Origin of the sequence: Priestia sp. LL-8, from assembly GCF_036227845.1 — a bacterium.
In the GTDB taxonomy this organism is placed as follows: Bacteria; Bacillota; Bacilli; order Bacillales; family Bacillaceae_H; genus Priestia; species Priestia zanthoxyli.
On sequence record NZ_JAZAQH010000001.1, the window covers coordinates 4,940,214 to 4,956,711 of the forward strand.

The following is a 16,498-nucleotide window of genomic DNA, read 5'->3' on the forward strand; positions in this document are numbered from 1 at the left end:
AGAATGGTTATTTTTCCTATTACCTACTAGTGTACACGAAAATGAAAAAATCATGTATAGTTTCGACAAGATAAAAGAAAAATATGGCATTCACCTGTCAGGATGGTAAATGCCACACAAATTTATACATGTTTAGACATTTCGTTTTTCCCAATCCGCTAAAAATTGGTCAATTCCTGCATTTGTTAACGGATGTTTGAACAATTGCATTAAAACTTTGTAAGGAATTGTCGCAATATGTGCTCCATTTTTTGCAGCTTCTGTTACGTGCATCGGATGACGAATAGATGCTGCAATAATTTCTGATGGAATGTCATGAATTGCAAAAATATCTGCAATATCTGAGATTAAATCGAGGCCATTAAAACCAATATCGTCTAATCTTCCTAAGAAAGGCGATACGTAAGTAGCACCTGCTCTTGCTGCCATTAACGCTTGGTTAGCTGAGAAAATAAGCGTAACGTTTGTCTTAATACCTAAACTAGTAAATTCTTTTACTGCTTTTAAGCCATCTGGAGTCATCGGTACCTTGATTGTAATATTCGGCGCAATCGCAGCAAGCTCTTGTCCTTCTCGAATCATGCCTTCTGCATCAAGCGCAATTACTTCTGCACTTACAGACCCTTCAACGAACTCTGTAATTTCACGAAGACGATCTTCAAATGTGATGTTCTCTTTAGCTACTAAACTAGGATTTGTTGTAACCCCCGCTAACAAACCTAATGAATGCGCTTCCTTAATCTCGTCTAAATTAGCCGTATCAATAAAAAACTTCATGAATGCCATCCCCCTGTGTTATGTATTCAGAATGATAAGAAAATTATAGTAAAAATAAAACCGCCTTACAATAAAAATAAGACGGTTTTATTTTTCAGACTCAACTAACCGCAAACAGGTAATCCGAAGATTTCAAATTATGCTTTGTTAGAAGAACCGAATTCACGCATTTTACCTTGAACCGTTTCTTTGATTGCTTCGCGAGCAGGTCCTAAGTATTTACGTGGATCATATTGTTCAGGTTGCGCAGCTAATACTTCACGAACAGCTTTAGCTGAAGCAATTTGGTTTTCAGTGTTTACGTTGATTTTAGCAGTACCTAAAGAAACTGATTTTTGGATATCTTTTGTTGGAATACCAGTTCCACCATGTAAAACTAATGGTAAGCCTGTACGATCTCCGATTTCTTTCATTTCAGCAAAACCTAGGTTTGGTTCACCTTTGTATGGTCCGTGAACTGATCCTAATGCTGGAGCTAAGCAATCGATACCTGTACGGTTAACAAGTTCTTCACACTCGTTAGCATCTGCATAGATAACGCCCTCAGCAATAACGTCGTCTTCTTGTCCACCAACAGTTCCTAGTTCTGCTTCTACAGATACTCCGTGGAAGTGAGCTAGTTCAACTACTTTAGAAGTAATTGCAATGTTTTCTTCAAATGGGTGGTGAGAAGCATCGATCATTACAGAAGTGAATCCAGCATGGATTGCTTTTGCACATGATTCAAAGCTTGAACCGTGGTCTAAGTGAATTGCAACTGGTACTTGAACGTCGTAATCTTCGATTAGAGCTTCAACCATTGCTACAACAGTTTTGAAACCGCCCATGTAGCGTGCTGCACCTTCAGATACACCAAGAATAACTGGAGAGTTTTCTTCTTTTGCTGCTTGAAGAATAGCTTGAGTAAACTCTAAGTTATTTAAGTTAAATTGACCTACTGCATAGCCTTGTTCTTTTGCTGTAATAAGCATTTCTTTCATTGATACTAAAGGCATATTGAAATCCTCCTTAAAATCAACCTTAGATTAGATGCTAACCAAAAGGCACACTCAAATAGTATGCTCTTGAATTGAGTGTTTCATGTAGAAACAACGCGCATCTTTACATAATAGATTGTCGAATTATGAATACAGTAATTAGGATACCAACTAACAATGAAAACAGCAACATTTTTAGGCTGATATTCAAAATTTGTTAGTATGAAAGCCCTATCAAAACCTTAATTCGACTTTACTGGTATATATTCCCTAACAACTTTTCGGATTTCATCAATATCAAACGGTTTTGCAAAGTGTGTTAATGCTCCTAAATCTTTTGCTTCTTGAATCATATCCAATTCACCATAAGCGGTCATAATGATGACTTTAATCGTTTCATCGTGCTGCTTTAACCTTTTTAAAATTTCAATTCCATCCATTCCTGGAATTTTCATATCTAATAAGACAAGATCCGGTGCTTGCTCTTTTGTAATGTCAATCGCCTGGAAGCCGTTCGCCGCTTGAAATGTCGTATAGCCTTCTTTTTGCAGCACTTCCGTTAATAAAATACGTATACCATACTGATCATCAACAATTAAAATTTTCTCTGCCAATATAATCCCACCTTTTATATTCCTCTTATACAGACAAAACTAACATATGTATTTCGCCTTTAAAACAAAAATCCCTGCTAATTAGAGAAATTGTTACAAAACATAGCTTTTTTTGTCGTCCATCCAACTTCATTGCACTTTACTTTCATTGTAGCTCATTTCAAGATAGAATACAGATAGCTTTTTTCGTTATAATGTGTAGATAGACGGCTTTAGCCGCTTAAATCGAAGGGAGATTCTATGCTTAAAATTTTCACAACTCAACTTTCAGGCTTTTTTAAACGAATTGAAGAACAAGAAGAATTCCAATTTGAAGATGCTGCGCGTATTTTAGCCCAGGCCTCTGTCGGAGAAGGATTTATTTATATTTATGGTGTAGAAGAAATGCACGCCATTACGCTGGAAGCACTAAGCAGTGCAGAACCTTTAAGTCAGGCAAAAGCTTTACCTTTACATGAACTGGATCAGCTGACTAGCGTTGATCGCGTACTGCTTGTCTCTCGATTCTCAACAGATAATAAAGCAGTGGAAATAGCTGAACGTTTAAAGAAACGGGATATTCCATTTGTTAGCATTGCTGCTGTTCCTAAAGAGATAGCCGAACCTTCTTTAACAGCACTCGCAGATGCACATATTGATACAAAATTGTTAAAGCCGCTTATTCCTGGAGAAGACGGCTCACGATTTGGTTTTCCAGCAATGATGGTCGCTTTATACGCATACTACGGTTTAACTTTCACATTAAAAGAAATCGTAGAAGAATATAAATAAAAAACACGCTGTCTTTAGACAGCGTGTTTTTTATTTCACTTATTTGTTTTGACTTGATTCCATTGATGCGCGAATAAATTCTTTGAACAATGGTTGTGGTCTAGTTGGACGAGAAGTAAATTCTGGGTGGAATTGTGAAGCCAAGAACCATGGGTGGTCTTTTAGCTCTACAATTTCAATTAAACGGCCGTCTGGGCTTGTACCAGAAAAGATAAAGCCTTTCTCTTCCATTTGTTGACGGTATTCGTTATTAAATTCATAACGATGACGATGACGCTCATATACCACTTCATCTTGATATGCTTCATATGCAAGCGTATCTTCAGACAATTTACAAGGATATAGTCCTAAACGTAGTGTACCGCCTAGGTCTTCTACGTCTTTTTGTTCTGGTAATAAGTCAATAATTGGATAGTTTGTTTCAGGTGCAATTTCTGCTGAATGTGCGCCTTCTAAGCCTAATACATTACGCGCAAACTCAACTGATGCTAGCTGCATACCTAAGCAAATACCTAAGAATGGAACTTTTTGCTCACGTGCATATTGTGTTGCTACAATTTTACCTTCAATTCCACGATCACCAAATCCACCTGGAACTAAGATACCGTCTACATCACCAAGTAAATCTTGAACATTTTCTTTTGTTACAAATTCAGAATTTACCCACTTGATGTTTACATCTGCATCGAATGCATATCCAGCATGTTTCATTGCTTCTACGACAGAAATATAAGCATCTTGAAGCTCTACATACTTACCAACCAATGCAATTTTTGTTGTATTTGAAAGTCCTTTTACTTTCTCAACCAATGCTTTCCACTCAGTCATTTCTGCTTCTTTGCAATCTAATTTCAAGTGATCGCATGTGATTTGATCTAGGTGCTGCTCTTGTAGAGATAGTGGAATTTCATATAATGTTTCAGCGTCTGCACACTCAATAACCGCTTTTGGATCAATGTCGCAGAATAAAGCTAGCTTGTCTTTCATATCTTCAGAAATTGGCATTTCTGTACGAACAACGATAACATTTGGCTGAATACCTAAGCTACGTAACTCTTTTACACTATGCTGTGTTGGTTTTGTTTTCATTTCACCAGCAGCTTTTAAATATGGCACAAGTGTACAGTGGATATACATAACATTGTCACGGCCAATATCACTTTTGATTTGACGAATAGCTTCTAGGAAAGGAAGTGACTCAATATCTCCTACCGTTCCGCCGATTTCAGTAATAACAACGTCCGCATTTGTTTCTTTACCTGCACGGAAAACGCGTTCTTTAATTTCATTTGTGATGTGCGGAATAACCTGAACTGTTCCGCCTAAATAATCACCGCGACGCTCTTTTTTCAATACGGTTGAATATACTTTACCTGTTGTTACGTTGCTGTAGCGATTTAAGTTGATATCGATAAAACGCTCATAGTGACCTAAGTCTAAGTCTGTTTCCGCGCCGTCATCCGTTACGAATACCTCACCGTGCTGGTATGGACTCATTGTTCCTGGGTCTACGTTAATGTACGGATCAAACTTTTGAATCGTTACGTTCAATCCACGGTTTTTTAATAAACGGCCTAAAGAAGCTGCTGTAATCCCTTTTCCTAGAGATGATACAACACCGCCTGTTACGAAAATATACTTTGTCATCTATACTTCCCCCTCTAAATAATTTGAACTGTACAATATTAAAAGTTTTCACATAAACAATCACAATTCATTCATTGTGCATGCGAAATTATAAGAAACCTTATGAATGTGAAACGTTCAAGAACCAAAAGAAAGTTTCTATCAAGGATTTATAAGAACCTATCGGGGTGTAAAACATGGATAGATAAAATAAAAAAATTGCTCCCAATACCAAAACTGGATTGGGAGCAATAGTCTATTTTAAATAAAAACTTTTTAAATGCTTGTTTAAAGAGCCCAAAAAAGATTCTACCTACTTCGCTTGAAAAAGTCAAGAAGGATTATTTTTCTTTTTCGTCCTCATAATCTTCTTCTTCATCTTCTTCATCATCGTCTAGATCATCTTCTAAATCGTCAAAGTCGTCTTCTGCAAGGTCATCTTCATCTTCTTCTAGCTCGTCAATATCTTCAAAATCTTCTTCTTCGTCTAGATCATCAACATCTTCATAATCTAAATCTTCTTCTAGATCATCAAAATCTTCAACTTCTTCAACAACAGCTTTTTTCGCTTTTTTCTTTTTAGGTTTTGCAACCGGAATAACTTCTTCTTCAGCTTGGTCAAAAGGATACCATCCACGAAGACCCCAGTGGTTGTCCCCTACTGTTAAAAAGCGACCATCAATATTAATATCTGTATAAAACTGAGCTAATCTCGTTTTTAATTCTTGATCTGACATTTCAGCTGCTGCTTTAATTTCAGCAATAATTTCTTGGAATGACATTGCTTGACGATCTGTTTTTTCTTCTAGAAGCGCATAAGCAATCTCAATCATCGACATTTCTTTTAAATCCGTTTTTGAGTACTGTGCTAAACTCAAATCTGGCACATCCTTTCTATGGCTATGTATATCGAAAATCTATTAAATCAATTCATCATATGTGTAAATGATGGAAACGAATAAATACATACCATTCATTATAAACAAATTCAATACATTTATGCTAGCCTCGTTTCTAAAATTCTCGAGAATTTCGCATAAAACAACGAAAAAATAGACATTTTATTACTATAATACATTCTACTTAATACGCCAACAGCACCCTTTAATCAAAAGGGATTCACCATCAGTTATTCTGACTCCGTTGAGGTTAGGTCTATAAAAGCCGAGAGGACCAACACACGGTCATCTCGGCTTTTAATATATCACTATATACTAACGATACATTATTACATATTTCGGCGATATTGCCCACCGCATTCATATAAAGCTCGCGTAATTTCTCCTAAGCTGGCTACTTTAACGGTCTCCATTAACTCTTTGAAAATGTTCTCTCCTTCTGTTGCAGCTTTCTTTAACCTTTTCAGCGCATCTTCTCTTTTTTCTTCATGCTGCTGTTGAAACTTCTGAAGCTGATTAATTTGGTGATTTTTTTCTTCTTTTGATGCGCGGGCTAACTGCATGTCATCAACTGAGGAGCTCTCCTCTTCATTTGGATTAATATACGTATTTACTCCTATAATAGGTAAAGCTCCCGTATGTTTTTGCATCTCATATTCCATCGATTCATCTTGAATCTTACCTCGCTGATACTGCATTTCCATCGCACCTAAAACTCCGCCTCTATCATTTAAGCGTTGGAACTCAGCCAATACCGCTTCTTCTACCAAGTCTGTTAGTTCATCAATAATAAAAGAGCCCTGTAGTGGATTTTCGTTTTTAGTTAATCCATGCTCTTTTGTAATGATTAATTGAATGGCCATCGCTCTTCGTACAGATTCCTCTGTCGGTGTTGTAATTGCTTCATCATACGCATTGGTATGAAGGGAGTTGCAATTGTCATGAAGAGCCATTAAGGCTTGCAGCGTCGTACGTATATCATTAAAATTAATTTCCTGTGCATGAAGCGATCGGCCGGATGTTTGAATATGATACTTAAGCTTTTGACTGCGTTCATTCGCGCCGTATTTATCACGCATCACAATTGCCCAGATCCTTCTCGCTACACGTCCAATAACCGTGTATTCAGGATCAAGTCCATTACTAAAGAAAAAAGATAAATTAGGAGCAAAATCATCAATGTGCATACCTCGGCTCAAGTAATATTCCACGTACGTAAAACCGTTGGCTAATGTAAACGCTAGCTGAGAAATTGGGTTCGCCCCTGCTTCAGCAATATGATAGCCTGAAATAGACACAGAATAATAGTTGCGCACTTTCTCGTCAATAAAGTACTGCTGAATATCTCCCATCATTTTTAATGCAAATTCTGTGGAAAAAATACACGTATTTTGGCCTTGATCTTCTTTTAAAATATCCGCTTGAACGGTTCCTCTCACTTGTTTCAACGTACCCGATTTTACGTCCTCGTATTCCTCTTCTTTTAAAGGACGCTTTAATTCCGCTTCCTTTTTTTCCACCTGCTGACTGATAGCTGTATTCATAAACATAGCTAGTAATATTGGAGCCGGCCCATTGATCGTCATCGAAACGGAAGTCGAAGGATGGCAAAGATCAAATCCCTTATACAAGAGTTTCATATCATCAAGCGTACAAACATTTACGCCGCTTTCGCCAATTTTTCCGAAGATATCCGGCCTTGGATCAGGATTTTCTCCATAAAGCGTTACAGAATCAAACGCTGTACTTAAACGCTTGGCCTCATCATCTTTTGATAAATAGTGAAAGCGGCGATTGGTTCGTTCTGGTGTTCCTTCGCCTGCAAATTGACGCTTAGGATCTTCACCTTTTCGTTTGAAAGGAAAAACACCTGCTGTATAAGGAAACGCACCTGGCACATTTTCTTTATAAAGAAAACGAAGAACTTCCCCGTATTCTTCAACTTTTGGAAGGGCCACGCGCGGAATACGCAGTCCTGATAGCGTATCAACTTGCAGAGAGGTTTTAATTTCTTTATTTCTTATCTTTGTAATAAGTTCTTCTTGCCGATACTGACTTTTTAATTTAGGCCAGTTTTCCAGCTTTTCAATCGATTCAGCCGTTAGCTGTTTTTGATATTTCTCCTTTAGCTGAGTGAGCTCTTGCTTGGCTGTTTCTGTTTCCACTTCTTCCAGAGCACCCTCTAGCTGATAAAATTTACGCGCTGTTTGCACTTGAACATCAGTATTACGGTGATAAGAGCGAACGCTGTTTACAATCTCCTGTAAATATTGCTGTTGATCATTAGGAATGATGGTATATTTCTTTTCACTTACGCGCTCTGATGATTTTTCTACGTGCCAAGACGTATGGCATGTTTGATGCAGATGATTTACAAGATCTTCAAATAAAATATTTGTTCCCCCGTCGTTGAACTGACTCGCAATTGTTCCGTAAATTGGCATCGTAGAGAGATTATTTTCAAACAGCTGATGATTACGCTGATATTGACGCTGCACTTGTTTTTTTGCATCTTCGGAACCTTTTTTTTCAAATTTATTGATTACAATAAAGTCTGCGTAATCAATCATTTCAATCTTTTCTAACTGCGACGGCGCGCCAAATTCGCTTGTCATTACATAAAGAGAGACGTTTGCAATATCTTTAACTTGAGCATCAGCTTGCCCAATGCCGCTTGTTTCGACAATGATAATGTCGAAACCCGCTTTTTTCACGACAGCAATTCCATCTCGAATGGCCGCCGATAGCTCATGTCCAGATGAACGCGTGGCCAAACTTCTCATATACACACGAGGAGAAGCTGCAATGTTCATGCGAATTCGATCCCCAAGAAGCGCTCCTCCGGTTTTTTGTTTAGTTGGATCAACGGATAAGACAGCTACATGAATATCTGGAATATGTTCAATAAACCTTCTTACTAATTCATCCGTAAGTGAACTTTTCCCCGCTCCTCCTGTTCCTGTGATTCCAATAACCGGTATTTTTTGGTCTGTCTCGCTTTCGATTACACTTTCTCGGATTTCTTCAAGAGCGGCTGCATGCTCTTTTGTGTATTCATAGGCTTCATTTTCAGCACATGTAATAAGCTGGGCAATTAAACGGTCATTAGCCGGCGTTAAGGTACGATCCTTCGGCAGTACAGGGGGATTTGTGTAATAACAATCATCGATCATGAATTGAATCATGCCTTCTAAACCCATTTTTCGTCCATCTTCCGGAGAAAAGATTTTAGAAATGCCGTAATCATGAAGCTCTTGAATCTCACTCGGAATAATTACCCCTCCTCCGCCGCCATAAATTTTAATATGAGAAGCCTGTTGTTCTTGGAGTAAATCGTACATATACTTAAAATATTCTACATGGCCGCCTTGATAAGAAGAAATGGCAATCCCCTGCACATCCTCTTGTATGGAAGCGTTAACAATTTCTTCAACAGATCGGTTATGCCCTAGGTGAATGACTTCTACCCCCTTGGCTTGAAGAATTCGTCTCATAATATTAATGGACGCGTCGTGGCCGTCAAACAGGCTAGAAGCGGTTAAAAAACGAAGCGGTCTTTTGCTTGTATTCAAACTGTCTCCCCCTCACACAGTTGTTGAAATGAAAAATTTTTAAGTAAAAAATCTAACTGCATATTTGTATATTCTTCTAGTGAATAATGCTTTTGCAGCCACCATCTACGAAATGCCCACATCTGACCTTGAACAAATAAATGATGAGCAAACAGCGAAATTTCTTTATCCGTAAGTGCAAATTGATTGTTTTCTACGCAGCCTTCGATAATAACCTTAAACATTTCAACCATATCCAGCTCTTTTTTTAATACATATGGAAGCGCATCTTTAGACAGCGATTTCGCTTCTTGGTACATGACTAATACTTCATCTTGAAGCTCATCCACAACTTTAAAATAGTGCTGAATCGCTTGTTGAAGCTCAGCGATTGTATAACGATCCACTACCATCTCTTCTAATCGTTCTCTCACTTCATCGTAAATATTGTCACATACAAGATATAAAACATCTTCTTTAGATTGAATATATTCGTAAAGTGTACCGATACTGAACCCAGCGGCTTTGGCAATTTCCCTTGTTGTTGTTCGGTGAAAACCTTTTTCCTTAAATAGCGTGACGGCACCTTTAATCATTTGATTACGACGCTCTACAATCAGCTTTTCATCTTTAATGGATGTGAGAACTTCTCTCTTTTTCATTTTTTCACCTCTCCTACAACAAGTGTTTTATTTAGCAAGATACCTAGAAATGACGAGACGCTGAATCTCTTGTGTGCCTTCATAAATTTGCGTGATTTTTGCATCTCTCATAAAACGTTCTACTGGATAATCTTTTGTATAACCGTATCCTCCAAATACTTGAACAGCTTCTGTCGTTACTTTCATTGCTGTATCCCCGGCATATAATTTTGACATGGCTGATTCTTTGCCATACGGCAGCCCTTGGGACTCCAGCCAAGCAGCTTGATAGGTTAACAGTCTTGCAGCTTCTATACTCGTTGCCATGTCAGCTAACTTAAAAGCAATTCCTTGCTGAGAAATAATTGGCTTACCAAATTGCTGACGTTCCTTGGCATAAGCTACGGCCGCATCTAACGCCCCTTGAGCAATTCCTACCGCCTGCGCTGCAATGCCATTTCTGCCGCCATCTAGTGTCATCATCGCAACTTTAAATCCTTCTCCTTCATTTCCTAGCAAATTTTCTTTTGGAACACGGCAGTCCTCGAAAATAATTTCTGTGGTAGGTGAAGAGCGAATGCCCAGTTTCTTTTCTTTTTTACCAACTGAAAATCCCGGCATATCTTTTTCAATAATAAAAGCGCTCGTGCGTTTTTCATTGGGGTCGATGCGAGCAAATACGACGTAAATATCCGCTTCGCCGCCGTTTGTAATAAAGATTTTAGAACCATTTAAAATATAATCTTCTCCGTCTTTTACAGCGAGCGTTCTCATTCCTCCTGCATCTGATCCAGCACTCGGTTCGGTTAACCCATAAGCACCTATTTTCTCACCCGTTGCCATAGGTTTCAGGTATTTGTGTTTTTGTTCTTCTGTTCCGAATGTATAGATTGGCCAGCCGGCAAGAGAAGTATGAGCCGACAACGTAACGCCTGTTGATGCACATACTCTAGACAGTTCTTCAACAGCAATGCAATAAGCTAGATAGTCACTGCCAATTCCTCCGTATTGCTCCGGCCATGGAATACCTGTTAATCCTAGATCAGCCATTTGCGTAAAGATTCCTCTGTCAAAACGCTCTTCTTCATCTCGTTCGGCCGCTGTCGGAGCCACTTCGTTTTTGGCAAAGTCCCGCACCATTTTTCGAATCATTTCGTGTTCTTCTGAAAGTTTAAAAAACATGACTATTCCCCCTATAATTGACTGCTAATCACGATACGTTGTATTTCGCTTGTACCTTCGTAGATTTCGCACACTTTGGCGTCACGAAAATACCTCTCTACTGGATAATCTTTCATATAACCGTATCCCCCTAAAACTTGAATTGCGTCCGTCGCTACATTCATAGCCGTTTGGGAAGCAAATAATTTCGCCATTGAGGCTTCTTTTTTACAAGGAAGTTTTTGATCATATAAAAAAGCGGCTCGGTACATTAAAAGCTTTGCTGATTCAACAGATGTTTCCATATCGGCAAGCTTAAAAGCAATTCCCTGCTGAGATAAAATCGGTTTTCCGAATTGATATCGTTCATTTGCATAGTTTTTAGCTGCCGTTAACGCACCTTCAGCAATTCCTACCGCCTGAGCAGCAATACCAATTCTTCCGGCATTTAAATTAGCCATAGCAATTCGAAAACCTTCACCTTCTTCTCCGAGACGATTTTCTACAGGTACCTGCATATTTTCGAAGTGCAGTTGAACCGTGCGGGAACCATGAAGGCCCATCTTATGTTCATCCTTTCCTACCGAAAATCCCTCCATCGTCTTTTCAACGATAAAAGCGCTCATTCCCCTCGACCCGCGTTCTGGGTTCGTTTTTGCAAATACAATATATGTATCTGCTTCTCCGCCGTTTGTAATGAAAAGCTTTGATCCATTTAAGAGGTAGTAGTCTCCTTTTCGTTCCGCTTTCGTTTTTAAGCTTGCGGCATCAGACCCTGCACTAGGTTCTGTTAAGCAAAAAGCCCCTAAATATTCACCTGTCGCCAGTTTTTTTACATACTTTTGTTTTTGATCTTCGGTCCCAAACACGACAATAGGATTCGTACCTACAGAAGTATGAACAGACAAAATGACACCGAGGGCTGGGCTTACTTTTGATATTTCGTGAATAGCAATCATGTACGATATAAAGTCCAGTCCTCCTCCGCCGTACGTTTGAGGAACGGGAATGCCCATTAGGCCAAGATCAGCCATCTGCTTTAATAAATCTCGAGGAAATTCGCCCTTTTCCATGTTTGGTACAGCTGCAGCGACTTCTTTTTCACTAAAATCAGCTACCATCTTTTTAATCATGTGTTGTTCAGACGTAAAAAAGATCATTTCGCCACTCCTTTATGTTTCGTACGTAAAAAATCCTTTTCCTGTTTTTCGACCAAGCCATCCTGCCTTTACATATTTCCTAAGCAATGGACAAGGACGATATTTGTCGTCGCCAAACCCTTTATGGAGCGTTTCCATAATAAACAAGCATGTATCGAGCCCGATGAAATCTGCTAGTGTCAATGGTCCCATTGGATGGTTCATTCCTAGTTTCATGACTTGATCAATATCCTCTTCGTTTGCTACACCTTCATAGAGCGTAAACACAGCTTCGTTAATCATTGGCATTAAAATTCGATTTGAAACAAACCCGGGAAAATCATGAACTTCCACTGGGGTTTTATTTAATTTTTTCGTTGTTTCATAGACTGCTTGATACACTTCATCGGTAGTAGCCAGCCCTCTAATAATTTCAACGAGTTTCATCACCGGAACAGGATTCATAAAGTGCATGCCAATTACTTTTTCAGGTCGAGTGGTCACAGCTGCAATTTCAGTAATAGGAAGCGAAGATGTGTTGGTTGCTAAAATAGTATGACTCGGGGCTAACGAATCCAACTCCGCAAAAATGGCTTGTTTGACCTCCATCTTTTCCACAACCGCTTCGACGATTAAATCTGCTTTTTGTGCTGCTGTTATTTCATTTGCCAGGTGAAGGCGCTCCATAATTTCTTCATATTCCTTAGCTGAGAGAGAACCTTTTCCCACCTGTTTTTTTAGACGTTTATCAATACCTTCTATTCCTTTTTGTGTATTTTTTTGATCAACGTCATACAAAGAAACTTGATATCCGCTCGCAGCAAATACTTGTGCAATGCCTGCTCCCATCTGACCTGCTCCAATAACCATAACTGTTTCGATATTCAAGTTGATATCCCCCTTTTACACCTCTACCATGATGGCATCACCTTGGCCGCCGCCGCTGCAAATAGAAGCAATGCCTAGACCGCCGCCTCGTCGTCTTAATTCATGAATGAGCGTGACAACAATACGAGCGCCGCTTGCGCCAATCGGATGTCCAAGTGCCACAGCCCCGCCGTTCACATTTACTTTTTCAGCCGGAAGCCCTGCAATCTCCATACTCATCAACGCTACTGCTGAAAAAGCTTCATTGATTTCAAACAGCGCAATATCGTCTACTGTCTTATTTGTTTTTTGCAGTAGCTTGTTAATAGCAAACCCAGGCGTTTTCGGAAATTCCCTTGGCTCCATCGCAAGAGAAGTATGGTTTATAATCGTAGCCAACGGCTCATAGCCATTTGCTTTTGCCACATCTTCATCCATTAACATGAGTGCAGCTGCTCCGTCATTTACGCTAGGTGCATTTCCTGCTGTAATGGTTCCACTGTGGCCAAATACAGGCCGAAGAGACGAGAGTTTTTCTATCGACGTATCTTTTCTTGGTCCTTCATCTTTTTGAACCGTTATCATTCCTTTTTTAGACGGAATATCAACTGAAATTCTTTCTGCATCCCATCTCCCTTTCTCTTCTGACTCTACCGCTAACTGATGACTGCGAAGCGCCCATTCATCCTGCTTTTCTCGGGAAATATTCATTTCAGAAGCTATTTCATTTCCATACGTACCCATTTGAACCCCTGTAAAGCTACATGTCAAACCGTCATGAACCATCAAATCCGTCACAACACTATCTCCCATACGGAATCCCCATCTTGCTTTTGGAAGAAGATACGGCGCGTTACTCATCGATTCCATTCCACCTGCAATAATTGTTCTTGCTTCTCCTAATCGAATCAGCTGATCAGCAGTTGTAATACTGCGCATGCCCGATGCACAAACTTTATTAATGGTTTCCGTCTCTACTTGCCACGGTAAACCTGCATAATGCATGGCTTGCCTAGAAGGTAGCTGTCCTTGGCCCCCTTGCAGCACGCACCCCATAATAACGGAATCAATTTCTGTACGTCCCTTTGATGCTGCTTGAATCGCTTTCCCGCCTAGTTCTGCCGCTTTTAGTCCGCTTACGCTGCCACCTAATTTTCCAAAAGGTGTTCGAACTGCACTCACAATAACTGTTTTCCCCACTATTGTTTCCTCCCCTTTTTCCTAATCTTTGTCCTTGCTGATTGAACGCTTGCTCAATTTCCTTTCTGTAAAAAGTAGAGATGAATACCATCTCTACTTCTCCTTTATGAAACCTGTTCTTGTACGTGACCATAAATTGACTTTTCAAGCAGTTCTGCTACGTCATACGTATGAACCTTTTCTTCTACTTCTTTTGCTTTTGTTCCGTCACTTAGCATCGTCAAGCAGTACGGACAACCTGAACTGATAATGCTTGGGTTAACGGCTAAGGCTTGTTCCGTGCGCGCTACGTTAATGCGCTGGCCGGTCGTTTCTTCCGTCCACATTAACCCTCCTCCTGCTCCACAGCACATACCATTTTCACGGTTGCGATCCATTTCAATCAAACTAACACCTGGAATCGCTTTCAAAATTTCTCTTGGTGGACTGTATACTTCGTTATATCTTCCTAAATAACAGGAATCATGGAAGGTAATTTTTTCATTAACCGCATGTTTTGGTGTCAGCTTACCTTCTTTCACCAACATAGCTAATAATTCTGTGTGATGATACACTTCTCCTTCAAAACCGAAATCTGGATATTCATTTTTGAAGATATTGTAAGCATGTGGATCAATCGTAACAATTTTTTTGATTTCATTTTTTTCAAATTCAGCGATATTTTTAGAAGCTAACTCTTGGAATAAAAATTCATTGCCCAATCTGCGGGGCGTATCACCAGAATTTTTTTCTTTATTTCCTAAAATCGCAAATGAAACACCAGCTTCATTGAGAAGCTTTGCAAACGATAGAGCGATTTTTTGGCTGCGGTTATCATAAGATCCCATCGAACCTACCCAGAACAAATACTCAAACGTTTCACCCGCTTTACTTACTTCTTTAACAGTCGGAATGTGAACATCTTCTCTTACATGTCGCCATTCTTCACGCTCTTTTCGATTTAATCCCCAAGGGTTTCCTTGACGCTCAATATTCGTCATGGCACGCTGAGCATCCGCGTCCATCTTTCCTTCGGTTAATACTAAAAAACGTCGTAAATCTATGATCTTATCTACATGCTCGTTCATTACGGGACATTGATCTTCACAGTTTCGGCACGTTGTACATGCCCAAATTTCTTCTTCCGTAATGACATCTCCAATTAGGGCAGGATTATATTCCGCTGTTGCTGCGGCTTCTGCTCCGCCTTGGCCCGCCGCCATCATCGCCAGCTGATTTCCTTTTGTTTTAGAGAATGCATACGTAGGAACCCAAGGAGCCTTAGATGTCACAACTGCGCCTTTTTCTGTTAAGTGATCGCGCATCTTCAAAATTAAATCCATTGGAGACAAAATTTTCCCTGTACCCGTCGCCGGACACATATTCGTACATCGACCGCATTCCACACAAGCATATAAATCAATAAGCTGATGCTGTGTAAATTCTTCAATCTTTCCAACCCCAAACGTCTCCTGCGTCTCATCTTCAAAATCAATCTTTTCAAGCTTACCTGGCTTAGAAACACGGTTAAAAAATACGTTAGCCGGTCCAGCCAGTAAATGAGCATGCTTTGATTGAGGAACATATACTAAAAATGTCAATAACACGGCTAAGTGAATCCACCATGAAACATAAAAAATGGAAATAGCGGCAACATCATTGATTCCCTTAAACAAGATGGCAATAGATGACGCAATCGGTTCTGTCCAAGCCGGTTCATGATTATGCCAGATGATTGACATACCGTTTCCAACAAGCACTGAAAGCATAAGCGCTCCAATAAAAATCAGTACTAAACCAGATTTAAACCCTCTTTTTAAACGCACAAGCTTTTCTACATAGCGACGATGAAAAGCCCAGACAACTGCTACTAAAATCAAAAACGTCACAATTTCTTGAAAAAATGTAAAGCCGGGATATAAAGGTCCAAGCGGCAAATGTTTACCTGGAAGCAAACCTTTTATAATGAAGTCTAACGCGCCGAACTGAACTAAAATAAACCCATAAAAAAACATGACGTGCATAATTCCACTTTTTTTATCTTTTAACAGTTTCTTTTGTCCAAATACGTTTACCCAAATTTTTTGCAGCCTTTCTTTTAACCGCTGATCAAATTCCACTTTTTTCCCCAATTGAATATACTCAATGCGTGTGCGAATTAAATATACAAACAAAGAAACAGCGTAAGCGGTTACAATAATAAAAAAGAGAAAATTCACCCACAGCAACCCTGTCATCTCGTCCCCTCCTTGAATAATTTGTTACCTTTCTTTCCTCCTGACGACTAAATTTTCTG

The 16,498-nt window shown here is 39.4% G+C and carries 13 protein-coding genes; 1 reads left to right on the forward strand and 12 read right to left on the reverse strand.

Features of this window, described 5'->3' with window-relative positions; translation table 11 throughout:
- Positions 1 to 132: 132 nt before the first annotated feature.
- The 3 genes from fsa to U9R83_RS25860 form a co-directional block, all read right to left on the reverse strand.
- Positions 133 to 777, reverse strand: a complete 645-nt coding sequence (gene fsa, locus U9R83_RS25850) for a fructose-6-phosphate aldolase (protein ID WP_042991807.1) — start codon at positions 775 to 777, stop codon at positions 133 to 135.
- A gap of 137 nt (positions 778 to 914) precedes the next feature.
- Entirely contained in the window at positions 915 to 1,772 is an 858-nt protein-coding gene (locus U9R83_RS25855) for a class II fructose-bisphosphate aldolase (RefSeq protein WP_013059826.1), read from the reverse strand.
- Positions 1,773 to 1,996: 224 nt separating this feature from the next.
- Positions 1,997 to 2,371 (reverse strand): response regulator, encoded by a 375-nt coding sequence (locus tag U9R83_RS25860; RefSeq protein WP_087944205.1) that lies wholly within the window; start codon positions 2,369 to 2,371, stop codon positions 1,997 to 1,999.
- A gap of 237 nt (positions 2,372 to 2,608) precedes the next feature.
- Here U9R83_RS25860 and U9R83_RS25865 point away from each other — a divergent pair, with 237 nt between their 5' ends.
- Entirely contained in the window at positions 2,609 to 3,139 is a 531-nt protein-coding gene (locus U9R83_RS25865; protein ID WP_014457749.1) for a DUF2529 family protein, read from the forward strand.
- A gap of 39 nt (positions 3,140 to 3,178) precedes the next feature.
- On the opposite strand, the gene U9R83_RS25870 is transcribed toward U9R83_RS25865, so the two are convergent.
- The 9 genes from U9R83_RS25870 to U9R83_RS25910 all read right to left on the reverse strand — a co-directional run bounded on the left by U9R83_RS25870 (position 3,179) and on the right by U9R83_RS25910 (position 16,439).
- A complete protein-coding gene (locus U9R83_RS25870) occupies positions 3,179 to 4,786 on the reverse strand; it encodes a CTP synthase (RefSeq protein ID WP_014457748.1) in 1,608 nt (535 codons plus the stop codon).
- Positions 4,787 to 5,106: 320 nt separating this feature from the next.
- The gene (rpoE, locus tag U9R83_RS25875; RefSeq protein WP_013059830.1) at positions 5,107 to 5,643 is read right to left on the reverse strand and encodes a DNA-directed RNA polymerase subunit delta; all 537 of its coding nucleotides are present in this window, start codon (positions 5,641 to 5,643) and stop codon (positions 5,107 to 5,109) included.
- A gap of 350 nt (positions 5,644 to 5,993) precedes the next feature.
- Positions 5,994 to 9,236: a fused isobutyryl-CoA mutase/GTPase IcmF gene (gene icmF, locus U9R83_RS25880; protein ID WP_014457746.1), complete on the reverse strand. Its 3,243-nt coding sequence runs from the start codon at positions 9,234 to 9,236 to the stop codon at positions 5,994 to 5,996.
- Positions 9,233 to 9,877, reverse strand: coding sequence for a TetR/AcrR family transcriptional regulator (locus U9R83_RS25885; protein ID WP_014457745.1), 645 nt, complete (start codon positions 9,875 to 9,877; stop codon positions 9,233 to 9,235). The genes icmF and U9R83_RS25885 overlap by 4 nt, the downstream gene beginning before the upstream one ends.
- Before the next feature lie 27 nt (positions 9,878 to 9,904).
- A complete protein-coding gene (locus U9R83_RS25890) occupies positions 9,905 to 11,038 on the reverse strand; it encodes an acyl-CoA dehydrogenase (protein ID WP_014457744.1) in 1,134 nt (377 codons plus the stop codon).
- Between the two features lie 11 nt (positions 11,039 to 11,049).
- Positions 11,050 to 12,177 carry an acyl-CoA dehydrogenase gene (locus U9R83_RS25895; protein ID WP_014457743.1) on the reverse strand — a complete coding sequence of 376 codons (1,128 nt, stop codon included), beginning with the start codon at positions 12,175 to 12,177 and terminating at the stop codon, positions 11,050 to 11,052.
- Positions 12,178 to 12,189: 12 nt separating this feature from the next.
- The gene (locus tag U9R83_RS25900) at positions 12,190 to 13,044 is read right to left on the reverse strand and encodes a 3-hydroxybutyryl-CoA dehydrogenase (RefSeq protein WP_014457742.1); all 855 of its coding nucleotides are present in this window, start codon (positions 13,042 to 13,044) and stop codon (positions 12,190 to 12,192) included.
- A gap of 15 nt (positions 13,045 to 13,059) precedes the next feature.
- Complete coding sequence (locus U9R83_RS25905) at positions 13,060 to 14,223, reverse strand: acetyl-CoA C-acetyltransferase (protein WP_042991806.1); 1,164 nt, start codon at positions 14,221 to 14,223, stop codon at positions 13,060 to 13,062.
- Positions 14,224 to 14,327: 104 nt separating this feature from the next.
- Positions 14,328 to 16,439: a (Fe-S)-binding protein gene (locus tag U9R83_RS25910; protein ID WP_014457740.1), complete on the reverse strand. Its 2,112-nt coding sequence runs from the start codon at positions 16,437 to 16,439 to the stop codon at positions 14,328 to 14,330.
- Positions 16,440 to 16,498 lie beyond the last annotated feature (59 nt).